Genomic DNA, 25,295 nt, shown 5'->3' on the forward strand with positions numbered 1-25,295 from the left:
ACCAACCACGTCGCTTCTTGATATGCTCAAGTTAAGTTCTTAGTATCTAAAAACTGCTTGTTTCACACCCAAACAAGCAACGCAGTAAACTCCTCACATATATTGCCCGAATTTTAACATCAATCAGGGTGACTATGCGAGAGCAAATATGAAATTTATACGACTGATGTGGTTATTTAGACTACAAAAAACCATTTGAATTAATTTCAATATAGACCAAAGTGCTATTGATGCCGTTTTATTTTCTCTTAAAAACAAAAAAGCCGCTTAAAAAAGCGACTTTTCCAAAACCAGCGTTATTTAATCACTAGTCAATCAGCTGCGAAATCGCCACATCAGGATTCACATCTTGTTCGTAATCTACGCTATCAATACCAAAACCGAATAAACGTAAAAACTCATTGTGGTAACCCACATAATCCGTTAATTCGTCAATGGTGTCTGTGTCTACCGTATCCCACACTTTTTGAACACGAGCTTGCACATCGTCTTCCAACTCTTTGTAGTTTTGGAATAAATGACCGCCGTCATCGAAACGTGGCGTTTCGCCGTAAAGGTTTTCAGTGAATAGCGCATGGATTTGTTCAATGGTACCTTCGTATGTGCCATCTGCTTTCATTACTTTGAATAACGCAGAGATATATAAAGGCATGATAGGAATTGCTGAACTTGCTTGTGTCACAACTGCATTTAATGAAGAAACATACGCTTCACCATTTAAGCCTTTTGTAGACTCTTTGATTGCTTGTGTTGCACGGTCTAGGTCTTCTTTTGCTTTACCAATCGTTGCGTGACCGTAAATTGGCCATGTTAACTCTTTACCAATGTAGGTATAAGCTGTTGTTTTGAAGTTATCAGCAAGGACATCGGCTGCTTTTAATGCGTCAATCCACATTTCCCAATCTTCACCGCCCATTACTTTGATTGTATTGTCGATGTCTTCTTGGCTTGCCGCTTCAACGGTTACTTCATCAATCACACGCTTAGACGTATTTAAGTTTTTTGTTGTGATATCTGAGCCAATTGGCTTAAGCGTTGATGAGTATGTCTCACCTGTATTTGGATCAGTGCGACGAGGAGACGCTAAGCTGTAGATAACTAAATCAATTTTACCTAAGTCAGCTTTAATCGTATCAATTGCTTTTTGCTTGATTTCATTAGAAAACGCATCGCCATTGATATTTTTAGACCAAAGACCCGCGTCTTCAGCAGCTGCTTGGAATGCCGCAGTATTATACCAACCCGCTGAGCCTGTTTTACGCTCGCTACCTTCTTTTTCAAAGAAGATGCCTAAAGTCTTAGCGCCACCACCGAATGCAGCTGTAATACGTGATGCCAAACCATAACCAGTAGAGGCACCAATTACTAATACATTTTTAGGTGCATTGCTCAGTGGCCCCTGTGCTTTCACATAATTAATTTGTTCTTGTACATGCTCAGCACACCCTACTGGATGCGCGTTAGTGCAGATAAATCCACGAATTTTAGGCTTAATGACCATTGATCATCCTATATCTATCACAATAAAAATTAGCGCTAGTTTAAAGGCTAATAGTTAAAATACAGGTCTGATCAGTAATATCAGTATAAATTACTAATCAAACCATACGATTAATCGAACTTTGAACCACCCAAACATTTCGGTGATTCAGGAGCCTGCCCTTGCTGTGCAGAAAACTCATCGGGCGTAAAAGTATGAATCGCCAATGCATGTATATGATTCGCTAATTCATCTTGTAATAATTCATTAATTTGACGGTGACGTGCAAGTAAACGCTTACCAGCGAACTCTTCGCTCACCACAATTACCTTAAAGTGTGATTCTGTGCCACGACTATGCATATGGCTTTCATTGACAACATTTAGGTGCTTACATTCAATACCCGCTGCGAGCTTTTCCTCAATTTGTTGTTGCATTGACATGTGTCATAGACCTTTAATAGCAAAATAATTGGTCGTCACTATATCAAGGGGATGACTCATTTTACCAATAATTTTATATTATCGAGCGAAAGGTTAAGTTAATACGGGGATGCATTAGCCTTTGCTGCTTTGGCAAGCTGTGTTGATAGTCACGTTGACTAAAGCCATTCATTATTAAGCAGCTACCACTATGCAGCACAATACTTTGTTTTTCATTACTGTGTTTGTGCTTAATTTTAAATACCCGCTCAGCCCCCAGTGAAATGGACACAATAGTCGGCTGCTCACCAAGCTCTTTTTCATCATCACTATGCCATCCCATACAATCTTGACCGTCACGATATAAATTGACCAATAACGCATTAAATGGAATGTGTAATTGTTGGGATAAGCGCCTTCGCATTGCATCAAGCACCTCAGGCCAAGGTTCAACCACAAGCTGTGTGCCTGAATAAGCATAGTTAATCTGCTTATCAGCGATAAAGCACTGCAAACGAGGAATAGGATGAGTTTTACCAAATACTGAGATATTGGGCTGTTGCCAATTTAAATGTTGCTGTAAAAAATAAAACAAATCGAGACTTTTTTGAGCACTCAACGCTTTCTGTTGATAATAAAACCCTTCAGGTAAATGATTAGGCTTGGCGTTTGGCTGTTGCATGTTAGAATTTACCCATACTTAAATACTTACCCTAAAACCATGATGACCACCCAAGTACAACTCGGCGATAATACCTATACACTAGAACGTTTTCCATTAGATCAAAAAAATCGCAGCCTACAAGCTTGGGACTCTGCCGATGAGTACCTTGTCACTTATGTAAGGGAGCATCATGCGCAGGCAAATTCAATCCTGATTTTAAATGACAGCTTTGGTGCATTGGCTTGTGCGTTTAATCAATTAACCACTTATTCAGTTAATGATTCGTATATTAGTCACCAAGCAACCTATTACAATTTACAAGCAAATGGTTTAGAAACAAGCTCATTGACGCAATTAAACTCTTTAGAGGCATTACCAAACAAGGTTGATTTAGTGATCTTAAAAGTGCCACGAAATTTAGGCTATTTACAACATCAACTTGCTGCAATCAGTGCCGCGTTACCTAAAGATGTTGACATAATTGCAGCAGGCAAAACCAAAGACATTCATAACTCGACAATTAAAGCGTTTAGCCAATTCATTGGCGAAACATCAACAAGTTTAGCCGTTAAAAAATCTCGCTTAATCATCAGTAAAACGAGCCAACTCAATAAACAAGCTGCATTTCCTGTAAGCTGGCCACTTGAAGGCAGTGAGTTTGAGATTCAAAATCACGCCAATGTTTTTTCGCGTGATTCTTTAGATATTGGCGCTCGCTTTTTCTTTAACTACTTGCCACAAACCAGTAAAGCACGCCACATAATTGATTTAGGCTGTGGCAATGGCGTGATTGGACTGATGACACTCAAACGCTGCCCCAAAGCACATGTAACCTTTGTTGATGAATCATACATGGCAGTTGAATCTGCACGCCTAAATATACAAAGTAATTTACCTGAGCAATTAGCTAACTGTGAATTTATTCAAAATGATTGTTTAACAGATTTTGAGCCGCAAAGTGCAGATCTTGTTTTGTGCAACCCCCCTTTTCATCAAGCGCAAGCTGTCACAGATCACATTGCTTGGCAGATGTTTAAACAAGCTAAGCAGGCACTTAAACAAGGTGGTGAATTAAGAATAATAGGTAATCGTCACCTCGATTATCATGAAAAACTAAAACGCATGTTCGGCAACTGTAAACTATTAGGTTCAAATAAAAAGTTTGTTGTTTTAAGTGCAAAAAAGACAACTTAATGGAGCAATATAAATGAAAAAAATACTTCTTTTAAGCATGTTGGTTGCGCTAACAGCGTGTAGTAACCAACCTAATCAACTGATCTTAAATCCTGTTTATAAAAGCGGTAAGGTTGCCTCAATCAATGCAAATATCAGTACCAGCGTCATTGATTTGCGTGGTGATAATGTAACCCTAAAAATTATTGAATCAGATAAAGTAAAAACCCTGGCAAGTCCAGGCCTGACTGAATCAGTAAAAAGCACACTTGATAGCGCCCTTAGCCGAAATGGTGCCAGTATTTCTAATCTTGCGACAACGCGATTTGAATTAGATATTCACGCATTACAAGCGATCGTCACTGAAAAAATGATGACACACACGAGTAATGCCAATATTGAGCTGGGTATTCGCGTAATAAGGAGTAATAGTAACTTTAGTAAAGTTTACCGCGGCAGTGCAAACCTTGAAGGGCCATTAAGACACGATAGAGCAAAAATTGAGAGTCAGCTGAATAAGTTGACTGAACAACTAATTACCCGCATTGTATCTGACCCAGAATTAATCGCTTATTTGGAAGGTTAACTATGAAGCGCATTTTTATACTTAGTTTTATCTTACTGTTCAGCCAGAACACCTTTAGTGCAACTGAGGGTAAGTTCATCCAAAAAGATAACATGTTTCCTCGTGTCGAAATTGTCACCACACTCGGTAGCATCATCGTAGAAATGGACCGTTCTCGCGCTCCTATCACAGTCAACAACTTCTTAACTTATGTCGCTGATGGTAGCTATAAAGGGAGTGTATTTCATCGTGTAGAACGTGATGAAGACAACGAACGAGATTTCGTTATTCAAGGCGGTGGCTACGATAAAGATTACGATGGTCTACACGAATACGACCCTATCTTTAATGAGAGCGGTAATGGTTTAAAAAATGATATGTATAGCATCGCCATGGCTTATCAAGACAGACAACCACACTCAGGGACACGCCAGTTCTTTTTTAATATGGATGATAATGACCATTTAAACCCAGGTCGTGACTGGGGGTTTGCTGTATTTGGCATGGTTATGGATGGCTATGAAACGTTGGATAAAATTATGCGTGTGGAAACAGCTTATAACGAAAAAATAGGTTACAGCTTTGTACCCAAAACGCCTGTGGTTATCTTAAATGTAAAAATGATTGAACCCACTGCACTATAAAAATAACAAGCGAACTCATCGCCCCACTCACATGGCAGTACTATGACAAAGACGCTTTCTGTTTCAGAGTATTTTTCGTACTTTAAAGACAAACGCTTAATCAATATTTTTCTGTTCGGGATCAGCAGTGGCTTTCCATGGGTACTCATTGGTTCTGTCATGTCTGCATGGCTAAAAGATGAAGGCCTCAGCCGAAGTATGATTGGCCTATTTGGCATTGTATTTGGGGCGTACAGCATTAACTTTTTATGGTCACCTTTGGTTGACCGTGTAAAACTGCCAGTTTTATTTAAATGGCTTGGTCAGCGTCGCAGCTGGATTTTACTCTGCCAGTCAGTCATTTTTATAGGTACCTTTTCACTTGCAGGGCTCGATATCAAAGCGAATCTTTGGTTTGCCGCCGCACTGTGCTTAGTCATTGCGGTTGCCTCTGCGACTCAAGACATCGCCATTGATGCGTTTCGTATCGATACTTTAAGTGAAAATGAAAGCCATAAAGCCACGGCAGCTGCCGCCATGGCAACATCAGGTTGGTGGAGTGGTTATGCTTTACTAGGAGCACTCCCCTTCTACATGGCTGATATCCCCTCTATTGATTGGCCCCAAGTTTACTTTTTCTTATCCGTTATCATGCTGCTATTAATGAGTAGTGTACTTTGGGCAAAAGAGCCCGAATCAAATCGTGAAGTTATTCAGGCTGAACTTGAGTCTACCTATCAGCAAAAGCTTATGGGTGTAGAACAAACGCGATTTGCAAAAATAATTGCTTGGTTAGCGGTCACCGTGTTTGATCCATTTAGAATCTTTTTTGCACGCAATGGTGTAAAAACAGCGCTCGCACTTTTAGCGTTTATCTTCCTATTTAAAATTGGCGAAGCCTTCCTTGGGCGAATGTCGATTGTGTTTTATAAAGAAGTGGGCTTTAGCAACAGTGACATTGCCACCTTCTCAAAAGTAGGCACTGCAATTCTTACCATCGCTTTTACTTTCGTCGGTAGCCTATTCAATCAACGCTACGGTATCGTAAAAGGCTTATTCATTAGCGGCATTGCTATGGCAGCGTCTAACCTTGCATTTGCTTGGATTGCTATTGCAGGCCCTAAATTAAGCCTCTATGCCTTTGCAATTATCATTGACGGATTTACACAGGCCTGGTCACTGGTGGCAATGGTCGCCTTTATTTCTATGTTGTGTGATCGCGCCTTTAGTGCAACTCATTATGCACTTTTAGCGTCACTTGGAAACTTAGGCAGAACACTCCTGTCTAGTTACAGTGGTGTTGTGATAGATGATTGGCTTTTAGGTAACTGGGCACTGTTTTTTGTGCTAACAGCGCTCATGGTAATTCCTTCGCTGGTATTTTTATTCTTAATCCGCCACAAGCTTTATGCGTTAGAGAACAATTATCATCGAGATAATTAACAAAAAATATAAAGGTGTGATTGGTATTTACCGAAAAGTGAGGATGACTATTTAGTGCATCCATGCACTAATTGTATTACTAAAAATGTATTAGTAACAGCAAATTAAGCGTCTTTTAATAGGTTAAGACCTTCGTATGGGTCTACTTCCAAAGCATCACAGTAACGCATAAACTCAATAACATCTAAACGACGTTCTTGGTTTTCAATTTTACCAATGAATGAATGTGGCGTTCCTAAAACTTGAGCAAGGCTGCGCATTGTATGGCCCTTCTCATGGCGTTTTGTTTTAAGCCACTTCGTTAGTTTTGAGTTTTCGTCAGAAGAAACTGTTTTACCCATCATAAAAATACATCTCCTACTAGATGATTTGAGTTAATTAATTAAAGAGTGAAATTTTGCCCGTCTCACTCTTGGACACATTATATACTAATAATTTTTTCTGTGAATTAATAATTATACAAATGTCCACGTTTCAGGTATAGACTGCTTTGCTTGGCAAGTCTAGTTTTAAAGCTAAAATTAAAGCAGATGCTCTATAATTAGTTATTTAACTGTACCAAAAAATTGATCAATTGGAACCGTGTTAAATATAAAATATAGCTTTTAAAATTGCATACTTATGCTTAAAGTGTACGTAAATACTGAAAAAGGCTAGAAAATGTTCCGAATATTATTTTTGTTGCCAATTGTACTATGTGTCATCTGGTACCTATTTCTAAAGCAAAATCGTATACCAATTAAACAAGGGAAAAGAGGATTTATGTATATTTTAATCGCCTCTGCACTGGTATTAGGCTTTTTCTTATTAATGATTCAGGTTACCCAAAGCTAGTAGGGCTAACATTAATAAGCCTCCCCCTGCCAATAGTACTTATTAACGAAACCCAGCTTCACTGTATCGTCATATACAAAAGGAGAGCGTTGCTACTAACGCTGTTTTCATTCTAAAAAGTTTTTCTAAGGGAAAAGCCAAAGCCATTGCTAAGATCAGCACTAAGAATAAAGGCAGGATGGTGTAGAAATAAAGGCAATAAAAAAGCCACATCATGTGGCTTTTCATATAATCAGTTAAACGCTGAAACTCGCTCCGCATCCACAGGTTGTTGTAGCGTTGGGGTTGTTTACAAAAAAACGTGCCCCTTCAAGCCCTTCAGTGTAGTCGACCGTCCCATCAACCAAATACTGAATACTCATAGGATCAATGACTAAGGTAACGCCATTCTTTACAATTTCTAAATCACCAGGGTTGGCTTTTTCATCAAAAGTAAAACCATATTGGAAACCCGAACACCCACCACCTGTTACATAAACACGTAGTTTTAGATCTGGATTTTCTTCTTCTTCAATTAACTGTTTAACGCGAACAGCAGCTGCATCACTGAACTTAATTGGCAACTCTTCAGACATACCAAACCCCTCAAAATCTATAATACTGTAATTATCTAATACCCGAGTATTTTAATCAAGTATCGACTGTCGGCTGAAAAGTATTTTCAGGTACGCATTGGCTAAGCTATCTGCATTGAACTAATGTTAATTTGTACGACTTTTTAATTATTTAAAGTAAGCGGTGAGGGATCATCATAGTGATTGACCAGTTAAGGCTTCATTTCATAAACTCTGACTTAGATAGTGCGCAAATAATCCCTGCACAGTACGATGTTTTGCTTGTTATAGCCTCAGTTCTTACTGCCGTTTTCGCCTCTTATGTTTCTTTTTTACTTTCTGCTCGAATCAAAAGCTCACACCTTAAAAATGAAAGTTTAGTATGGACGATAATGGCGGCCTGCTTTTTGGGTATCGGTATTTGGGGCATGCATTTTATCGGTATGCTTGCTTATAGATTACCGATAAACGTAGAGTACAACACCACAATCACCTTGGTATCAGTACTGCCAAGTGTGTTTGCCAGTTATATCGTGCTTTCAACTTCACTGAGCCACATAAAAGGACTTATTTTTCGAAGTGTTCTTATGGGAGCTGGGATTGGCAGTATGCACTTTGTTGGTATGATGGCAATGATGATGCCCGCTCATATGGCTTATGAGCCAAGGTTGTTTTCATTATCAATTTTTGTAGCAATCATTCTTTCTGGCATTGCTCTAAAAATAAATGACCTCCGACAAGCCCAAAAAACACATCAAGTACGCATGAATATGCTCGTTGCTGTCATTATGGGTAGCGCTATTTCCGGTATGCATTATATCGGTATGATCTCTATGTCGGTCTATACAACTGAGCAAACTGTTTATGTTACAAATCACGATAGTTCAACGCTTGCTCAGCTTGTTATTTCTGTACTATTGGTGTTAAGCCTTTTAGTACTGAGCGTTGTGGAACTGAGAGCGAGAAGCTTGCTTTCAGCTAAACTAAAAGCGGTACTAAATACAGTCCAAGATGTTGTGATTAGCTTTGATAGCACAGGTATCATCGAATTTGCTAACCCTGCTGTTTTACCTGTTTTTGGCTATCAAACAAATGAGTTAATCGGTAAGCACATCTATACACTTATCGCAGATAAATCAGCTGAACTCGAGCTAATCTTAAACACCGAATCAACAACGCTCCAGCAATCAAATAGCTTTAGTAAAAGCAGATTATTAAATGCTCTTAGAGCGAACCAAAGCGCATTTCCAATTACCATGACAATCAGCTCAATAGGCAACAAAGATATGGGCCCGTACGTTGCCACAATTAAAGATTTGAGTGACATCCACAACCAAGAAGCATTCACCCAAACCATATTCGATAACCTACCTATCATGTTGTTTGTAAAAGAAGCTAAACACTTAACATTTAGTCATGTAAATAAGGCTGGCGAGCAACTATTAGGAAAAACAAAAGAGCAGTTGATAGGCCTCAACGATTTTGACATTTTTAATGATGAAGACGCACTAAGTTATGCGCAAACAGATCGCGATGTACTCACAAGTAGTGATATTCTCACAGTTGATGAAAAGCCTATTACAATTGATGGCCGAACTCACTACCTTCGCACCCGCAAGCTCTCTATTAAAGATAGCCATGGAAAAGCACAGTATCTGCTCGATGTTTCAGAAGATGTCACTGAGCTCAAGCAAGCTAAAACCGAACTTGAGAACTTACACCAACGCATGGCAATGGCCGCAGATGCAGCCCACATAGGTATTTGGGAGTGGAATTTTGAAACCAACGAATTGATATGGGATGACTGGATGCACACCCTGTTTGAGATCCCTAAATCTCAGTTTAATGGTAATTATGCCGCATGGGCTAATACGCTTCACCCTGATGAATACGAAGCCGTTACAAATAAACTTAAACTAGCAGTGCTCAATAATGAGGAATTTCATGCTGAATTTCAGATTGTTCTTCCCAGTGGGCAAATTCGTTATATAAATGCCGATGGTAGAATCTACGGAAACCGAATGATTGGTGTTAATTTTGATATCACCAAACGAGTTTTAGCTGAGCAAAAGATCAGACAACTAGCTCAAACTGATCACCTCACAGGTTTGGCTAACCGCAGTGCATTAAGTAAATTCCTAAAGCATGAGTTTGCTCGTATAGAACGAACAGGCACAAAAGTAGGCTGTTTATACTTTGATCTTGATAAATTTAAACCCATTAACGATACCTATGGTCATTTAATAGGTGATTTTGTACTTGTAGAGATAGCAAAACGATTACAAGAAACTGCGCGAAAAACAGATTGTACAGCCCGTATCGGTGGTGATGAGTTTGTTGTAGTCATAACAGATATTGAAAATAAAGAACAAATAAATCGTGCCCTTATTAGACTAATCAATGCTATAGAAACACCCATAGCCTGTGAAGTAGGTTATTTACAAGTAGGTGCAAGTGTAGGTTATGCAGTCTATCCAGACGATGCTAAATCTCTCGATGATCTCCTTAAAAAAGCCGATGAACAAATGTATAAACAAAAGCGGGATTGTTCACTTAAAAAAACCACGATGAATACCCCGTAACTTTATACATCCGTTTAAAGGAGATAATTTTGCAAAATCACAAGGACTTAGTGAATTTGATTTGCTAAACTTGCGGCTCTAAGGTGCTGTGAGGAAAAATGCATGTGGCTTGAAACGCTGAGGCGTCGTCTAGCAAAGCCTAAAACATCTGTGCAATTGTGCTTACTAGGAGTTTGCGCAGGATTAATTGCGGCAGTACTGATTATATTATTCCGCCTCACAATTATGTTTTTTCAAAGTCTTTTTTTGGAAAAGCCCGATGACTTCTCTACCTTAGACACGCTAGAGCGTGTACTTCTTCCTATTGGTGCTGCCTTAGTCATCGCTTTATTTGCAGCACTAACGGGTTTTAAACATTACCGTTTAGGTATTCCTTTCGTTATCCACCGGATAAAAAAGCATTATGGTCATATGCCACTGTATAACACAGTCAATCAATTTGTTGGTGGGGCACTGGCTCTAATCAGTGGTTTTTCTGTTGGCCGAGAAGGCCCTTCTGTTCATATGGGGGCAACCGGTGCAAGCTTATTAGCAGATAAACTACATTTACCCCATAATGCCATGCGCACACTCAGCGGCTGTGGTGTTGCTGCGGGCATTGCCGCCTCGTTTAATACCCCGCTTGCTGCCGTTATTTTTGTAATGGAAGTTGTGCTAAGAGAATACAAAGTACATATTTTTGTGCCTATTATGCTCGCAGCGGTTACAGGTGCCCTTGCCACTCAATTTGTCTTTGGTGACGCATCGGAACTTGCACTTATCACTATGAACCCGCTTAGTGGCTGGCACTATCCTTTTTTAATTATTTTTGGCATGGCACTAGGTGCAGTCGCTTATGCATTTAATCAAAATTTAATGTTGATTATTCGCACTTTTAAACCGCTAAGTATGTTTCCTCGCTTATTACTTGCAGGCTTAATTGCAGGGCTAATCGCTTACATGGTGCCTCATGCAATGGGCTCTGGTATGAGTGCTATTACTATTGCCATTGAATCCCCTGATGATGTGCAATTTTTAACAACAATTTTAATCGCTAAATTACTTGCCACATTATTTGCAATTGGTCTGGGGATCCCAGGCGGTATTATTGGCCCCGTGATTGGTTTAGGCGTATTAATGGGTACCTTAATGGCATTTTTTGCCCAATTTATAAGCCCTGGAACTGATATTGCGGGTACCTATAGCATGCTTGGCATGGCTGGCTTATTAGCGGCCACCCTGCACGCCCCTCTTGCAGCACTAACAACGGTGATGGAGCTTACATCTAGTCCAGAAATTATTGTTCCTGCTATGTTAGTCATTTCTTCTGCGTATGTTACTGCTCTGCAATTTTTTGGCAATCGTTCTATCTTTATGCAGCAACTAGACTTTCAAGGGCTTGAATATCAAATATCCCCAGCAACCGAAGCGCTACAAAAGGTTGGAGTAATGGAAGAAATGGATGAGCAATTTAAACTGCTATACAGCGATGATAAAGAACAAATAAAAGAGTCATTAGACGCTTTGGATAGTCAAACGCCATTGATTGTTCATGATGATGAAAATGGCTATCGCCTTGCAGAGTATGACTTAAGCCTAATGTCTGACCAAAGTAGTAATATAAAGTATGTCAGTTTGAATGGTTTAAGTAGCCAAGCAACACTTGCCGATGCATTTGATCTATTAAAAGATAAACGTAGTGGCGCTGTATATATTTATAACCTACTGGATAACCAGCAAATTATGGGGCTTTTGCGTTGGGATCAAATCAGGCATATCCTTACCATACGTAACAGCTTGCTATAACAACTAAAAATGGACACAACAATGAGCGCGCTATTAGTTTACAAAACTTTTCATGTATTTTTTATGATTGCTTGGTTTGCGGGGATTTTTTATCTTCCTCGCTTGTTTGTATACCACGCAATGAGTGAAGAAAAAGCCTGCAACTCGATGCTAAAAGTAATGGAGCGCCGTTTACTGTTTTTTGTGACGCCGTTTGCCGTTTTAACACTCGTGTTTGGCGTACTGACCATTTTTGAATATGGCCGAGATTGGTTTAGATACAGTATGTGGCTGCACTACAAACTCGTGTTAGTGATTATCCTCTATATCTATCATGGCTACTGTTTCAAATTACTGGCTGACTTTAAACATGATCGTAATACTCGCAGCGATCGTTTTTATCGTATTTTTAATGAAGTCCCAGTACTTATTCTATTAGCAATAGTCGCACTAGCAATTATCAAACCTAGCTTATAATTTGCTGCTGTGTACGCTAAAAATTTGCTATAGTACGGCGCAAATTTATGCGGCCTCCCATATAGAGAGCCGGCGCCTTAATAAATGTGATTAGGAACAGCCCCATGTTAAGTTTCCAAGGTGAAAATATTCTGTCGGTTAATCAGCTTGACCGCGATTGTATTGAACGTATTTTTGCAGTTGCTAAAAAGATGGAGCCTTATGCTAAAAAGCAAAAGCGCACCAATGTATTAGAAGGCGCTATTTTAGCAAACCTATTCTTTGAACCAAGTACACGTACTCGCGTAAGCTTTGGTACGGCATTTAACTTACTGGGTGGTTTAGTTCGCGAAACAACGGGCATGCAAAGCTCGGCTTTAGCCAAAGGCGAATCGTTATATGACACCGCACGCGTTATCTCAGCGTATGCTGATGCCGTTGCGATGCGTCACCCTGATTCAGGATCAGTTGCAGAGTTTGCAACCGGTTGTGATGTACCTGTCATCAATGGTGGTGACGGCGCAAATGAACACCCAACTCAAGCCCTACTTGACTTACTAACGATTGAACGTGAACTTGGCCGTTTCAACCAAGGTATCGACGGTATGCATATTGCCCTAGTGGGTGATTTAAAATATGGCCGTACTGTGCACTCTTTATCTAAATTACTTTGCCATTATAAAGACGTTAAATTCTCTATGGTGGCACCAGATGGTTTACAAATGCCAGACTACATTTTAGATGCGGTAGATAACGCCGGTCATAAAATTCAAGTAGTGGATAAAATGGAAGGCAACTTAGCGGCAGATATTGTTTATCAAACCCGTATCCAAGAAGAGCGCTTCCCTTCACAAGAAGAAGCTAACAAATACCGTGGTGGTTTTCGTATCAGCCAAGCAATTTACAACGCACACTGTAAGCCAAACTCTGTATTGATGCACCCACTCCCTCGTGATAGCCGTTTAGAGGCAAACGAGCTTGATAACGATTTAAATAGCAACGACAACCTTGCCATTTTCCGCCAAGTACAAAACGGTGTGTTAATTCGCATGGCGTTGTTTGCTCTAACCTTAGATGTTGCCGACAAAGTTGAGCAATATGAAGTCGACGTGCCTTGGTTTAGCCGTAAGCGTAATAGCTAATACGCTTCATTCTGGGCTCTTTGAGCCCTTACAAACCAACTCATTTAACGTGACAACTCAATAGGACTATTCATGACAATTAGCAAAGACCTTTTTAATCGCGCGCAAGAATCAATCCCAGGCGGCGTTAACTCACCAGTTCGTGCCTTCAATGGCGTTGGCGGTACTCCTTTATTCATCACTAAAGCAGAAGGTCCTTTTACCTTTGATGCTGATGGCAACCGTTATATCGATTACGTTGGTTCATGGGGACCCATGATCATGGGCCATAACCACCCAGCTATTAAACAAGCGGTATTAGAAGCCGTTGAAAATGGCTTAAGCTATGGTGCGCCAACCGAAACTGAAATCTTAATGGCCGAAAAAGTAAAAGAGCTGGTACCATCAATCGAAAAAGTACGTATGGTAAGCTCAGGTACTGAAGCTACAATGAGTGCGATTCGCTTAGCACGTGGTTTCACTGGTCGTGACAAAATCTTAAAGTTTGAAGGCTGTTACCACGGTCATGCTGACTCACTACTAGTAAAAGCAGGCTCAGGTGCACTAACTATGGGTGTTCCAAATTCACCGGGTATTCCTGAAGACTTTGCTAAGCACACCTTAACTGTGTCGTTTAATAATCTTGATGAAGTAAAAGCAATTTTCGCAAAATACGCTGACGAAATCGCTTGTATCATCGTTGAGCCAGTTGCTGGCAACATGAACTGTATTCCTCCTGTACCTGGCTTCTTAGAAGGTTTGCGTGAGGTGTGTGATAAATACAAATCAGTGCTTATTTTTGATGAAGTAATGACAGGTTTCCGTGTTGCTTTAGGCGGCGCGCAAGCTTACTACAACATCAAACCAGATCTAACTTGCCTAGGTAAAGTGATCGGTGGCGGTATGCCAGTCGGTGCATTTGGTGGTAAGAAAGAAATCATGGATTACATCGCACCAGTAGGGCCAGTTTATCAAGCGGGTACATTATCAGGTAACCCAATTGCCATGGCTGCAGGCTTAAAATCTTTAGAGCTTTTAAGTGCTGAAGGCCTGCACGATGAACTTGAAGCAAAGAGCAAAGCAATTTGTGAAGGCTTTGAAGCCGCTGCGAAAAAAGCAGGCATTGCACTTACAACAAACTACGCTGGCGGTATGTACGGCTTCTTCTTTACTGACAAAGAAAAAGTAACGAGCTACCAACAAGCCACTGAGTGTGATTTAGAGCGCTTCAAAAAGTTCTTCCACTTAATGCTTGAAGAAGGCGTTTACCTTGCTCCTTCAGCATTTGAAGCAGGCTTTGTATGTGCAGAGCATTCAGAGCAAGAAATTAGCGACACCATAGCAGCGGCAGAACGCGCATTCGCTAAGCTATAAAATATAATTAGACAAAAAAGCCCGTAAGGGCTTTTTTTATGAATAAAAACAACGCAATCACAGGTCTACTCCTAATATAATTTCTAACTGGGTGTACCTGTGAATAATCTAATTAAACCTGCTGTTTTGTTAATGGGGCAATTAAGTTACAAAGCAAAAATGTCGCTAATGTTTAGCATTTTAATTTTTCCTCTTTGTTTAAGTTTATTTTTTTTACTAAGCGTTTTAAGTAAAGGAATTGAAATATCACAAAAACAAAATCAAGGGGTTCAAATATATCCTCAATTGCTCGCTAATTTACTCACTGCAAATCAAGCTGATAATATCAGTATTGCCCAACAAGTAGGTTTTGCGAATGCAACCACTGATGACGGCAATATTTTAGAAATAGTCTCGATTGAGTCACAGCTCGCTATTGTAAATGAGCTCAGTAGTAGCTACTTAAATCGCACATTAGTAACCGCTCTACCGCCTCTTATCGCACATTTAAATAAAACCATGCAAAGTGCAGAAACCGTGATATCTAACGGGCAGTTTTCGCCGAGTACCTTTATTACTTTATCAAACCAAGTTAAAGCACTGCCGCAGTTAGAGTCACAGTTTTTAATGAGTTTAAATACATCTTTAAATGCAAACGAAGAACTCAAAAACACCCTAACAGAACCCGCAACGCAACTTTCAAGCAGTATCAATGCACTTTTTATAGCATTAAACCAAGGCCTGCTTGAGCCGGATGAAATTGCACTTACACGGCAGCAACTTGCAAATTTAAAAGTAAATATTAATAGTAAAATTAATCACTTTATTACCCACAGTGAACCGGCTTTATCGGCAATGATATTAGCGCAATTAAAACAGCAGCGTATGACCCGCCTTGTGGTTATCATTGCCGCTTTAATCAGCCTATTTATAGCAAGTTATTTGATGATGGGGTTTTACCGCTCATTAGTCGATACTTTAAAGCAGTTTTCTCGCGCAGCAACAGAGGCTGCAACAGGTAATTTAGGCGTGCGATTAGATTTAAAAGGCAAGGATGAGCTTAACTCAATAAGCTTACTATTCAATGATTTACTAAAATCGTTTACGGCGCTTATCAATAATGCTCAAGAAACCACTCACTCAGTAAGAAGTACCACTCAGCACGTATTTGAAAGCCGCAATAAAACGACCAATGATGTTACTGAGCAACAACAAAGCATTAGCGCTATTAATGACTCACTAGATAACATGAGCCAATCGGCAGAGCATGTTGAAAAAACAGCCTCGCACGCCGTTTTTCTCGCCAATAGTGCTGCCAAACAGGTTCAAAACAGCGCAAAAAATAGCGAGGAGTTAGCGCAACATATCGCACAATTACAACAAGAGTTTAACCAAGGGTTAAAAGCTCTGGATTCATTAGCGCAAGACACCTCAAATATTAGCCAAGTAAGCAAAGGAATTAGCGACATAGCTGAACAAACAAACCTTTTAGCCTTAAATGCTGCGATCGAAGCTGCAAGAGCCGGTGAGCAAGGACGAGGGTTCGCTGTTGTCGCTGATGAGGTTAGAACATTGGCAGGGCGAACTCAGCTACAAACAAAGGAAATACACGATATTATCGCTTCATTACAAAATGCATTGCAGTTAACACAGCAGAAAATGCAGCAAAGTGTCGAAAAAATGGAACAAGGGGCAGCATCCGCTAACCAAACAAAAGCAAGTTTAGTTGCAGCCGTAAATACGATGGATGAAATCAGTCAACATGGTGAACAAATCGCGCAGTTAGTTGGTGAGCAAACGAGTGCAACACAAGATGCTTTAAATGATGCCAAGCGGGTAAGCTGTTTAGCCGAAGAGACGCTTAAATCATCAAAAAATGCCTCAGCAAGCGCACACGATTTAACCGCGCTTGCTGAGCAACTTAACGATGCAATGAAAGCATTTAGCGTCGACAACTCGGACGAGGCTCAAACTCACTAGCTCGAATAGGCAATTGCACCACTTTGCCGCAGCCAGGTGGTGCTTGCAGACCTGTTTCTTCATTTATGAACGCCCATCGAATAGAAGCTGGACGAGTATCTGCAATGGCTTCAGGGTTAAGCGGTTTTAAATAACGAATATAGGTTTCTAACGCACCAACACTCCCCGTTAGGCCGGTATTTTTATTATCGTCTCGACCAATCCAAGCAACGGTTACTGTATTTTGGTCAAAACCTGCAAACCAGCTATCTCGTAAGTCATTACTTGTGCCCGTTTTACCCGCTAACTGAATCGATGGAAAGTGGGCATTTAAACGTTTTGCTGTGCCATCTTTAGTTACTCGCTTCATCGCATATTTGGTCATATAAACCGATGCTTCATCAAATCGCTTTTGTGACTCAACATTATGTTTATAAAGTACTTTACCTACCGAATCAGTCAGTGCAGAAATTGATGTTAGCTCTCGATACTGACCATCAGCAGCAAGCGTTGTATAAAGTTGAGCGACTTCAAAGCTAGACAACTCCAATGCCCCAAGTAGCAGTGATGGGTATTCATCGATGTTTCCTTCAACTCCTAATCGCTTCAAGGTCGTTGCAACTGTATCGACCCCTACATCTAACCCAGTATTTACCGCTGGTATATTGATACTATTACTAAATGCCTTATATAGCGGCATCATGCCTCTAAATTGCCTATCAAAATTCTCTGGCTGCCAAATTTTTCCTTGCTCATTCGTTACTCTTAGAGGAGAGTCATCAACCAAAGATGCAAGGTTAAATTTGCCGCTTTCAAAAGCACTCAAATAAACAGCAGGCTTTACTAATGAGCCAATATTGCGCTTAGTATCTAATACTCGATTGAAACCAAAATAGCGAACATCGCGACCGGCAACTAAAGCTGACACGCCGCCTTTTTCAACGTTAACCGAGATCATAGCGGCTTCTAATTCTTCGGTTTTAGGACGTCTTTCAAGGTAAGGTAAGCTTGCCTCAACCGATTTTTCCATTGCCGTTTGTTTTTGTAAGTCGAAATAAGTGAAGACACGCACGCCAGCATCCAATACTTGCTGGTCAGGTAACAAACGCTTTAATTCGCGATTAACTAACTCTAAATAACCAGGATACGACTTCTGTAGGCTATCTTTCATAGGTGAAATATCAATTGGACGCTTTAACGATGCGCGATACTCACGTGTATTTATTAAGTTGTTTTCGACCATTAAGCGCAGTACTAAATCGCGACGCTCCATCGCACGTTCACTGTAACGGCGTGGGTTGTAGTACGATGGGCCTTTAACCATAGCAACCAGTAACGCAATTTGGTCATACTCTAGCTCATCCACAGGTTTAGAAAAGTAGAATTCAGCGGCAAGCCCCATACCGTGAACACCCTGATTGTATGATTGCCCTAGGTACACTTCATTTAAGTAGGCTTCTAAAATTTCATCTTTGCTATAGCGGTAGTCTAATATCAATGCGATAAGTGCTTCATTAAACTTACGAACAAGAGAGCGTTCACGTGTTAAGTAAATATTTTTAGCGAGCTGTTGTGTTAAGGTACTTCCCCCCTGCACTGTTCTTCCCGCTTTGATATTACTGTATAGAGCACGCATAATAGACCATACCGACACACCGTGGTGCTGATAAAAATCTCTGTCTTCAACCACCAGCAAGGTGTCTTTTAACATTGCAGGAAACTTATCAAGTGGAACGAATTCACGATCTTGGTTCGAATCATTACCAATTCGCGCAATTTGCACAGGCTCCAAACGCGCAGAATTTAAGCGTCGACCGAATTTATCCTTAATAGTTGCTAATTTTTTCCCTGAAAAACGAAGTTCAATAACACGAGCATCTTCAAGCCCATCGTAAAATTCAAATTCGCGGCGATACACTTTAATGCTGTTAGATGACTTAACATACTGCCCTGTACGACTAAGCTTATTAACTGAAGAGTAGTTTAATCTGTTAAGCTCCCAAAGAACTTCTTGCTGTGATAAAAACTGCCCTGGGTAAAAGCTCATTGCTCGCGCGTATACCTGCGCAGGTAACTGCCACTTATTGCCCTCAAATTGACGCGTTATTTTTGCATCTAAATAAATAAGATACAGCACCATCGCAATCACAACAGCTAAGGATAACTTCCAAAAAATTGACCACGTTTTACGAAAAATACGCGACTTTACTGTCGTATTCGAAGAGGTTTTGCGTTTTTTAGTCGTTCGTTTAGTGGACGCCGTTTTCTTTGCTGGCGTTTTTTTAGCAGGAGTTTTTTTATCAGCCATTGAGTTCGCTATTGGTCAGTTAATTTTACAGGTGTAATCAGTCGCAATTCTATCACCTGTAAAATTAACAGTCACTTAAACTCTATTAGCGGGTACATAACCAAAGCGAGTGAATAACCGCAGGTATAAAAAATATAAAGCATAAAATAATATTAATAACCAAATCTTTACCAACACCGGCTTTTAAAAACACAGCCACAGGTGGTAAAAACAATGACAAAATAATTAATAACAGTTTGTTATCCATAGTATTCCCTTGTTGATTAAGTTATTTGAGCATAGTCAATATTGTTGAAATCGCCTATAAGAAAACACTTATTTTGAATGCAAAAAAGCCCTACCTGAGTAGAGCTTTGATTTGAACACACAATGATTATTGTATGTGCGTGCTGAAGCACGCACTAAAATTAGTTACTGCGAACTGATACAAACTCAGGGTAAGCATCAATACCACAGTCATGTTGATCCATACCGTTTAATTCTTCTTCTTCGGTAACACGGATACCCATGGTATTTTTCAGAATTGCCCATACGATTGATGACGCGATAAACACAAACCCTAAGATACACACCAAGCCAATTAATTGATTAACGAAGGTTGCATCTGAGTTTGAAAGTGGTACTAACATGATACCTAATGCACCACATACACCGTGTACAGAAATCGCACCGACAGGGTCATCGATTTTTGCTTTATCAAGTGCAACAATACTAAATACAACCAGTGAACCGCCTAGTAGACCTAATAGACAAGCAAGTAATGGTGTTGGTGAAGCTGGCTCAGCCGTAATAGTGACAAGGCCTGCTAACGCACCGTTTAGTACCATAGTTAAATCAGCTTTCCCCCAAAGCACTTTACATACGAACAGTGCTGCAATAGCTCCACATGCCGCTGCTGCGTTAGTGTTTAAGAAGATTTTACCCACAGCTGTTGCATTTTCAGCGTCAGAAACAAGCAGCTGTGAACCACCGTTAAAGCCAAACCAACCCATCCAAAGGATTAATGTGCCTAATGTGGCAAGTGGTAAGTTAGAACCAGGAATTGGGTAAATTTCACCATTTTTACCGTATTTACCTTTACGAGCCCCAAGGAAAAGCACACCTGCTAGCGCTGCCGCAGCACCTGCACCGTGAACAATTGCAGAACCTGCAAAGTCAACAAAGCCCATTTCAGATAAAAAGCCTGCGCCCCAAGTCCAATAGCCTTCAATCGGGTAAATGAAACCTGTCATTACAACAGTAAAGATCAAAAATGCCCATAACTTCATACGCTCAGCAACAGCACCAGATACAATAGACATAGCTGTAGCAACGAATACAACTTGGAAGAAGAAATCAGACTCTAATGAGTGATTTGCATCAGCTGCTTGCGTACCAATTAACGCACCAAAAGAAGGAACAAAACCACCTTCTGCGTTATCAACATACATGATGTTATAACCCACAAGTAAGAACATGGTGCAGGCGATCGAGAAAAGTGCTACGTTTTTAGTGAGTATTTCTGTTGTATTTTTTGCACGAACTAAACCCGCCTCAAGCATCGCAAAACCGGCAGCCATCCACATGACTAAAACACCCGACATCAAAAAGTAAAAAGTGTCGAGTGAGAACTTCAACTCTACAATCGTGTTTTCCATAAATCCCCCTTAAATTGCTTCTTCATCAAGTTCGCCGGTACGAATACGGACGATTTGGTCTAGGTCGTAAACAAAAATTTTGCCGTCACCAATTTTGCCTGTTGAAGCAATTTTCGTGATGGTTTCAACAACGCGTTGACAATTTTCGCTACGAGTTGCAATTTCAAGTTTAATTTTAGGAATAAAATCGACTTGGTATTCAGCTCCACGGTATAGTTCAGTATGTCCACGTTGGCGGCCAAAGCCTTTAACGTCGACAACTGTCATCCCCTCAATGCCTAAATCAGCCAATGCTTCACGCACATCATCAAGTTTGAATGGCTTTATTATTGCACTAATCATTTTCATAGTGGCCCCCTTCGGACGCTTATTGTTATCCTGTTGGCTTTAACAATCCAACCTTTGTGCCACTATTTTTTATTATTTATTTTCAATGATTTAAATACAATCAGCCACTTACAAACAAAAAAAATGCACCACAAGGGTGCATTTTTTTAACAATTAACCAGCACTGGTGCAATTCAAGCAATGAAACCTTGATTATAGCAAAGCAAACATTTCGTTATTTAATTATGCTTGGTAATTGCTCTGCATCCATGCAGCCGTAAAGTAATTATTTTTCAATCAATTAGAAACAGTTTTAATCTCTCAAAATGATTAAGTTTTATTGCGTATTGGTGCTATAAACGTACTACGCAGTTACGCTGTTGCTGTTTAGCTTGATATAAAGCTTTATCAGCTAAGCGCATTGCAGCTGTGAGTGAGACATGTTGAAATGCAGTCATACCAATGCTGATAGTAAGTGAATAAGGTTCGCCATTAATTGAAAACTGGTGCTCTGCAAGTTGTTCTCTGAAACTATTTAGCCTTGCCTCTGCTTTTTCAAGATCCATGTTGTCTAACACAACTGCAAATTCTTCCCCACCAATGCGAGCAATTGTGAAGTCGTCAAACTTGCTTTTTAAAAAGCTTGTTACTTGCTTTAATGCATGATCACCCGCTTCGTGACCAAACTGATCGTTAATAGTTTTGAAAAAATCAATATCGAGTAATGCAAGCACATTCTCTTGTTCGGTTTTCTTTAGGATTTTCTCGGCGTATTGATAAAAATAACGGCGGTTATGAAGCCCAGTTAAGTGATCTCTGTATGCACTTTCTTTAATGTCTGCGATTAGGGCAAGCTGTTCCATCGTCTGCATTACACGGCAATGAAACTCTTCATTCATAAATGGCTTGGTCAAAAAGTCATTGGCACCGTACTTGATAAAACGTGCCGATAAACCGTGCTTACCTGCGCCTGATAAACCAATAATAGCTAAGTCATCACGGCCTCGAAAATTACGCACTGCTTTAACAAGCTCAAAACCATCCATCGTTGGCATTGCATAGTCAGTGAGTAGCAGCTTAATTTCAGGATCATCTTTGAGCATTTGCAATGCTTGCTCACCATCATGGGCATCACTTACATTAAAAAGCTGCTTTTCTAGCATTTGCTTCATCAAGGTGCGGCTTAATACCGAATCATCGGCAACAAGAGCCTTTGAACCATGGTTTCTGAGTAATTGTGCAACAAGTTTAATGGCATAGTGGTATGAGTCACGATTATCTTTAACAACATAATCAACCACACCAAGTTCTAGCATTTGTTGACGAATGTATTCATCAATTTTAGACGTTAACACAACGGTAGGAATATTCTTTGATAAGGTGTATTTAGCCACTTCACCGTTCATCGCATCAGGCAGTGTTAAGTCAACTAAAGCGAGGGTGTAGTCATGCTCAGCGATTAAATCGATGCCTTCCTGCAAAGACCATGCAAAGTCGACATCCACATCTAAATAGTGGGCAGATAAGTGGCGTAACACTTGCTGTACTACTTTACTGTCTTCAACAACTAACACTCTTTGCATTGCAACTTCTCTTTTCTATGCACATGTACACAAATTACCAACATGCCAAATATACGTTATTTTTTAATCTAGCTAAATGATTAAGCAAAATATCTTTATTAAAAAGTACTTTTTTGTAATTAACCGCGCAGTTTACAGAATCTTCCTATTTAACAGCTATTATTGGTCACTAGTCTCAATAGTTTGTCTTCAAGCGAGCTTTTCTCTTTAATAGCAGCAACTCGAATAATAAGGAATCAACATGAAACTAGTTAGTTTTATTGGCTTGTCAGTAACAGCCCTAACACTGACCTTCAGCACACCCAGCTTTGCTGATAATGAACGACGCATAGACGTTGACAGCAGTGTTGTTACAGAACATAAAGCACGTATTAACGGTGAGCGCTTCTCTTACACTGCAACAACAGGTACCCAACCAGTTTGGGATGAGCAAGGTAATGCGGTTGCAACGCTGCAATATACTTATTATACCCGCGATAAAGTAGACAACAGAACAAAACGCCCATTGGTTTTTTCATTTAATGGCGGCCCTGGTTCTGCGTCAGTGTGGATGCACCTTGCCTATACTGGACCTCGCGTATTAAAGATTGATGACGAAGGCTACCCAATTCAACCCTATGGCGTAAAAGATAACCCATATTCAATTTTAGATGTGGCTGATATTGTTTATATCAACCCCGTAAACACGGGTTACTCTCGCATCCTTGAAAACGATAAAGGTGAGTTACCAAGCAAAGCTGACCAACAAAAAATGTTTTTTGGTGTAAACGCCGACATCAAATACTTAGCAGAGTGGTTAAATACCTTTGTGTCGCGCAACGAGCGCTGGCGCTCACCTAAGTTCTTAATTGGTGAAAGCTATGGTACAACTCGCGTTTCAGGCCTTGCTCACGAATTACAAAACCGTCAGTGGATGTATATCAACGGTGTTATCTTAGTATCACCAACTGAGATTGGTATTAAGCGCGAAGGTCCTGTTGAAGCAGCAAATCGTCTACCTTACTTTGCCGCAACGGCTTGGTACCACAAAGCCCTCAGCGCAGACCTACAAGCAAAAGACTTAGATGAATTACTGCCTGAAGTTGAAAAGTTTACCGTTAATAAGTTCTTACCAGCAATTGCTAAAGGTGGTTTCTTACCTGCCGATGAGAAACGCGCAATCATCAAGCAAGCAGCACAATACGCAGGTTTATCTGAAAAGTTTGTTGAACAAAACAACCTTGATATTCCAACTAACTTCTTCTGGAAAGAGCTATTACGCGAGCGCGGTCAAACGGTAGGTCGTTTAGATTCTCGTTATTTAGGTATTGATAAACGTGATGCAGGTGAATCACCTGATTACTGGGCAGAGCTTACCTCATGGTTGCACTCATTCACGCCAGCAATTAACTATTACCTACGTGAAGAGCTTAACTACAAAACAGATATCAAATATAACCTATTTGGCAATGTTCACCCTTGGGATCGTACTGGTAATAACACAGGTGAAAATTTACGTTTAGCGATGGCGCAAAACCCATACTTAAATGTAATGATCCAATCAGGTTACTACGATGGTGCAACCAATTACTTTGATGCTAAATACACAATGTGGCAATTAGACCCAAGCGGCAAAATGAAAGACCGCCTAAGCTTTAAAGGCTACCGCAGTGGTCACATGATGTATTTACGTCACGCTGATCTTGAATCATCAAATAATGACTTACGTGAGTTTATCCTTAAATCACTACCAGCTGAAGGCAAAGCAGCTAAGTACTAACTAGACGATGATTCATTTAGAAAGAAAAAGCCCGTTTTACACGGGCTTTTGTTTATCCACTAATCTATTTGGGTATATACTCAAGTCATTGATTTAAGGAATTGGATAATCACAACATGGCTGAAAAATTTCGTGTGATGTTTGCAGGGCTAGAAGCCGGTGTTGATCAAGCACATGCTACTGAGCAACTTGCAGCAAAATTAAAAACAAATACAGATAAAGTAGCCACTCTTTTTGAACATAAACCACTCTTTGCCCCTAGCGAACAAGAAAAAGCATTAAAGCAAGCAAAGCTATTAGCAAGCGTTGGGATTAAAGCAAAACTCCAGCCAGTCAATCAAAACCAAGTTAATCAACAAACGAATGCAAGTCTTGAGGCTAAACAACGTGATGAACGCATTTTTGATGCCTTAGATTACATTACAAGCAGCCTTATTCGCCTTGAAGAAAAGCTTGATGATCTAGAACAGCGCTTGCCTGAGAGTGAGAGTACCAATCCACAAGATAGTGACGATAGCTGGCAAGAAGATGACTTGCTACTGGAAGAAGAGTTAACAGAGCCCGTTAAAAAACGCTCTAATACATTACTTTATTCACTCATCGCCATGGTGATTTTGTTATTAGCTATTCTTGGCGTTGTAGAGCTTTTTCCTGAGTTTTTCTCTTTTTTAGAAAGTTAACACCTATA

The 25,295-nt window shown here is 40.1% G+C and carries 22 protein-coding genes; 12 read left to right on the top strand and 10 right to left on the bottom strand.

What is annotated here, in order from left to right; translation table 11 throughout:
* Nucleotides 1-307 precede the first annotated feature (307 nt).
* The 3 genes from fabV to NYF15_RS11190 form a co-directional block, all read right to left on the bottom strand.
* On the bottom strand, nt 308-1,501 hold the full coding sequence (fabV, locus tag NYF15_RS11180) for an enoyl-ACP reductase FabV (RefSeq protein WP_237119634.1): 1,194 nt from the start codon (nt 1,499-1,501) through the stop codon (nt 308-310).
* A gap of 110 nt (nt 1,502-1,611) precedes the next feature.
* Nucleotides 1,612-1,923: a BolA family transcriptional regulator gene (locus tag NYF15_RS11185; RefSeq protein ID WP_130151021.1), complete on the bottom strand. Its 312-nt coding sequence runs from the start codon at nt 1,921-1,923 to the stop codon at nt 1,612-1,614.
* A 73-nt stretch (nt 1,924-1,996) separates the two neighbouring features.
* Nucleotides 1,997-2,584: an alpha-ketoglutarate-dependent dioxygenase AlkB gene (locus tag NYF15_RS11190; protein ID WP_371353596.1), complete on the bottom strand. Its 588-nt coding sequence runs from the start codon at nt 2,582-2,584 to the stop codon at nt 1,997-1,999.
* 42 nt (nt 2,585-2,626) lie between these two features.
* On the opposite strand from NYF15_RS11190, the gene NYF15_RS11195 reads away from it, so the two are divergent.
* Genes NYF15_RS11195 through NYF15_RS11210 form a run of 4 tightly spaced genes read left to right on the top strand, consistent with a single transcriptional unit; the run spans nt 2,627 to nt 6,370 of the window.
* Nucleotides 2,627-3,760, top strand: coding sequence for a methyltransferase (locus NYF15_RS11195; protein WP_062570781.1), 1,134 nt, complete (start codon nt 2,627-2,629; stop codon nt 3,758-3,760).
* A 13-nt stretch (nt 3,761-3,773) separates the two neighbouring features.
* Nucleotides 3,774-4,325, top strand: a complete 552-nt coding sequence (locus NYF15_RS11200) for a YajG family lipoprotein (RefSeq protein WP_371353597.1) — start codon at nt 3,774-3,776, stop codon at nt 4,323-4,325.
* A gap of 2 nt (nt 4,326-4,327) precedes the next feature.
* On the top strand, nt 4,328-4,948 hold the full coding sequence (locus tag NYF15_RS11205) for a peptidylprolyl isomerase (protein WP_062570258.1): 621 nt from the start codon (nt 4,328-4,330) through the stop codon (nt 4,946-4,948).
* Between the two features lie 42 nt (nt 4,949-4,990).
* Nucleotides 4,991-6,370: an MFS transporter gene (locus NYF15_RS11210; RefSeq protein ID WP_371353598.1), complete on the top strand. Its 1,380-nt coding sequence runs from the start codon at nt 4,991-4,993 to the stop codon at nt 6,368-6,370.
* 104 nt (nt 6,371-6,474) lie between these two features.
* Here the strand turns inward: NYF15_RS11210 and NYF15_RS11215 are convergent, their stop codons facing one another.
* Both NYF15_RS11215 and erpA read right to left on the bottom strand, forming a co-directional pair.
* The gene (locus tag NYF15_RS11215) at nt 6,475-6,714 is read right to left on the bottom strand and encodes a helix-turn-helix transcriptional regulator (RefSeq protein ID WP_130151017.1); all 240 of its coding nucleotides are present in this window, start codon (nt 6,712-6,714) and stop codon (nt 6,475-6,477) included.
* Nucleotides 6,715-7,440: 726 nt separating this feature from the next.
* Nucleotides 7,441-7,779, bottom strand: coding sequence for an iron-sulfur cluster insertion protein ErpA (erpA, locus tag NYF15_RS11220; protein ID WP_062570256.1), 339 nt, complete (start codon nt 7,777-7,779; stop codon nt 7,441-7,443).
* 179 nt (nt 7,780-7,958) lie between these two features.
* On the opposite strand from erpA, the gene NYF15_RS11225 reads away from it, so the two are divergent.
* The 6 genes from NYF15_RS11225 to NYF15_RS11250 all read left to right on the top strand — a co-directional run bounded on the left by NYF15_RS11225 (nt 7,959) and on the right by NYF15_RS11250 (nt 17,014).
* A complete protein-coding gene (locus NYF15_RS11225; RefSeq protein WP_371353599.1) occupies nt 7,959-10,340 on the top strand; it encodes a diguanylate cyclase domain-containing protein in 2,382 nt (793 codons plus the stop codon).
* 102 nt (nt 10,341-10,442) lie between these two features.
* Complete coding sequence (locus NYF15_RS11230) at nt 10,443-12,125, top strand: chloride channel protein (RefSeq protein WP_062570254.1); 1,683 nt, start codon at nt 10,443-10,445, stop codon at nt 12,123-12,125.
* Nucleotides 12,126-12,146: 21 nt separating this feature from the next.
* On the top strand, nt 12,147-12,581 hold the full coding sequence (locus tag NYF15_RS11235) for a CopD family protein (RefSeq protein ID WP_062570253.1): 435 nt from the start codon (nt 12,147-12,149) through the stop codon (nt 12,579-12,581).
* A gap of 104 nt (nt 12,582-12,685) precedes the next feature.
* Nucleotides 12,686-13,702 (top strand): aspartate carbamoyltransferase, encoded by a 1,017-nt coding sequence (locus NYF15_RS11240; RefSeq protein WP_237119640.1) that lies wholly within the window; start codon nt 12,686-12,688, stop codon nt 13,700-13,702.
* Nucleotides 13,703-13,774: 72 nt separating this feature from the next.
* Complete coding sequence (gene hemL / locus NYF15_RS11245; protein ID WP_371353600.1) at nt 13,775-15,055, top strand: glutamate-1-semialdehyde 2,1-aminomutase; 1,281 nt, start codon at nt 13,775-13,777, stop codon at nt 15,053-15,055.
* A 99-nt stretch (nt 15,056-15,154) separates the two neighbouring features.
* Complete coding sequence (locus tag NYF15_RS11250) at nt 15,155-17,014, top strand: methyl-accepting chemotaxis protein (protein WP_371353601.1); 1,860 nt, start codon at nt 15,155-15,157, stop codon at nt 17,012-17,014.
* On the opposite strand, the gene mrcB is transcribed toward NYF15_RS11250, so the two are convergent.
* From mrcB to NYF15_RS11275, 5 genes are all read right to left on the bottom strand, one after another.
* Nucleotides 16,977-19,301 (bottom strand): penicillin-binding protein 1B, encoded by a 2,325-nt coding sequence (mrcB, locus tag NYF15_RS11255; RefSeq protein ID WP_371353602.1) that lies wholly within the window; start codon nt 19,299-19,301, stop codon nt 16,977-16,979. The two genes, NYF15_RS11250 and mrcB, sit on opposite strands and share 38 nt — an antisense overlap.
* An 85-nt stretch (nt 19,302-19,386) precedes the next feature.
* Entirely contained in the window at nt 19,387-19,548 is a 162-nt protein-coding gene (locus NYF15_RS11260) for a YqaE/Pmp3 family membrane protein (RefSeq protein WP_083515349.1), read from the bottom strand.
* 160 nt (nt 19,549-19,708) lie between these two features.
* Entirely contained in the window at nt 19,709-20,938 is a 1,230-nt protein-coding gene (locus tag NYF15_RS11265) for an ammonium transporter (RefSeq protein WP_062570248.1), read from the bottom strand.
* Between the two features lie 9 nt (nt 20,939-20,947).
* Nucleotides 20,948-21,286: a P-II family nitrogen regulator gene (locus tag NYF15_RS11270; protein WP_054554260.1), complete on the bottom strand. Its 339-nt coding sequence runs from the start codon at nt 21,284-21,286 to the stop codon at nt 20,948-20,950.
* Between the two features lie 332 nt (nt 21,287-21,618).
* The gene (locus NYF15_RS11275; RefSeq protein ID WP_130151010.1) at nt 21,619-22,848 is read right to left on the bottom strand and encodes a response regulator; all 1,230 of its coding nucleotides are present in this window, start codon (nt 22,846-22,848) and stop codon (nt 21,619-21,621) included.
* A gap of 241 nt (nt 22,849-23,089) precedes the next feature.
* Between NYF15_RS11275 and NYF15_RS11280 the strand changes: the two genes are divergently transcribed.
* Together NYF15_RS11280 and NYF15_RS11285 are read left to right on the top strand one after the other, a co-directional pair.
* Nucleotides 23,090-24,607 carry a S10 family peptidase gene (locus NYF15_RS11280; RefSeq protein ID WP_371353603.1) on the top strand — a complete coding sequence of 506 codons (1,518 nt, stop codon included), beginning with the start codon at nt 23,090-23,092 and terminating at the stop codon, nt 24,605-24,607.
* Between the two features lie 116 nt (nt 24,608-24,723).
* The gene (locus NYF15_RS11285) at nt 24,724-25,287 is read left to right on the top strand and encodes a hypothetical protein (RefSeq protein ID WP_341803924.1); all 564 of its coding nucleotides are present in this window, start codon (nt 24,724-24,726) and stop codon (nt 25,285-25,287) included.
* The last annotated feature ends 8 nt before the right edge of the window (nt 25,288-25,295 follow it).

The sequence above is a fragment of the Pseudoalteromonas sp. 68 DY56-GL68 genome (genome assembly GCF_041414825.1).
Classification (GTDB): domain Bacteria; phylum Pseudomonadota; class Gammaproteobacteria; order Enterobacterales; family Alteromonadaceae; genus Pseudoalteromonas.

Bases quoted from the DNA above. Each gene is read 5' to 3' on its own strand.
- erpA (WP_062570256.1), bottom strand. From the start codon at position 7,779: ATGTCTGAAGAGTTGCCAATTAAGTTCAGTGATGCAGCTGCTGTTCGC.
- NYF15_RS11215 (WP_130151017.1), bottom strand. From the start codon at position 6,714: ATGATGGGTAAAACAGTTTCTTCTGACGAAAACTCAAAACTAACGAAG.
- NYF15_RS11280 (WP_371353603.1), top strand. From the start codon at position 23,090: ATGAAACTAGTTAGTTTTATTGGCTTGTCAGTAACAGCCCTAACACTG.
- NYF15_RS11185 (WP_130151021.1), bottom strand. From the start codon at position 1,923: ATGTCAATGCAACAACAAATTGAGGAAAAGCTCGCAGCGGGTATTGAA.
- NYF15_RS11270 (WP_054554260.1), bottom strand. From the start codon at position 21,286: ATGAAAATGATTAGTGCAATAATAAAGCCATTCAAACTTGATGATGTG.
- mrcB (WP_371353602.1), bottom strand. From the start codon at position 19,301: ATGGCTGATAAAAAAACTCCTGCTAAAAAAACGCCAGCAAAGAAAACG.
- NYF15_RS11260 (WP_083515349.1), bottom strand. From the start codon at position 19,548: ATGGATAACAAACTGTTATTAATTATTTTGTCATTGTTTTTACCACCT.
- NYF15_RS11275 (WP_130151010.1), bottom strand. From the start codon at position 22,848: ATGCAAAGAGTGTTAGTTGTTGAAGACAGTAAAGTAGTACAGCAAGTG.
- NYF15_RS11285 (WP_341803924.1), top strand. From the start codon at position 24,724: ATGGCTGAAAAATTTCGTGTGATGTTTGCAGGGCTAGAAGCCGGTGTT.
- NYF15_RS11230 (WP_062570254.1), top strand. From the start codon at position 10,443: ATGTGGCTTGAAACGCTGAGGCGTCGTCTAGCAAAGCCTAAAACATCT.
- NYF15_RS11235 (WP_062570253.1), top strand. From the start codon at position 12,147: ATGAGCGCGCTATTAGTTTACAAAACTTTTCATGTATTTTTTATGATT.
- NYF15_RS11190 (WP_371353596.1), bottom strand. From the start codon at position 2,584: ATGCAACAGCCAAACGCCAAGCCTAATCATTTACCTGAAGGGTTTTAT.
- NYF15_RS11265 (WP_062570248.1), bottom strand. From the start codon at position 20,938: ATGGAAAACACGATTGTAGAGTTGAAGTTCTCACTCGACACTTTTTAC.
- hemL (WP_371353600.1), top strand. From the start codon at position 13,775: ATGACAATTAGCAAAGACCTTTTTAATCGCGCGCAAGAATCAATCCCA.
- NYF15_RS11240 (WP_237119640.1), top strand. From the start codon at position 12,686: ATGTTAAGTTTCCAAGGTGAAAATATTCTGTCGGTTAATCAGCTTGAC.
- NYF15_RS11195 (WP_062570781.1), top strand. From the start codon at position 2,627: ATGACCACCCAAGTACAACTCGGCGATAATACCTATACACTAGAACGT.
- fabV (WP_237119634.1), bottom strand. From the start codon at position 1,501: ATGGTCATTAAGCCTAAAATTCGTGGATTTATCTGCACTAACGCGCAT.
- NYF15_RS11205 (WP_062570258.1), top strand. From the start codon at position 4,328: ATGAAGCGCATTTTTATACTTAGTTTTATCTTACTGTTCAGCCAGAAC.
- NYF15_RS11210 (WP_371353598.1), top strand. From the start codon at position 4,991: ATGACAAAGACGCTTTCTGTTTCAGAGTATTTTTCGTACTTTAAAGAC.
- NYF15_RS11200 (WP_371353597.1), top strand. From the start codon at position 3,774: ATGAAAAAAATACTTCTTTTAAGCATGTTGGTTGCGCTAACAGCGTGT.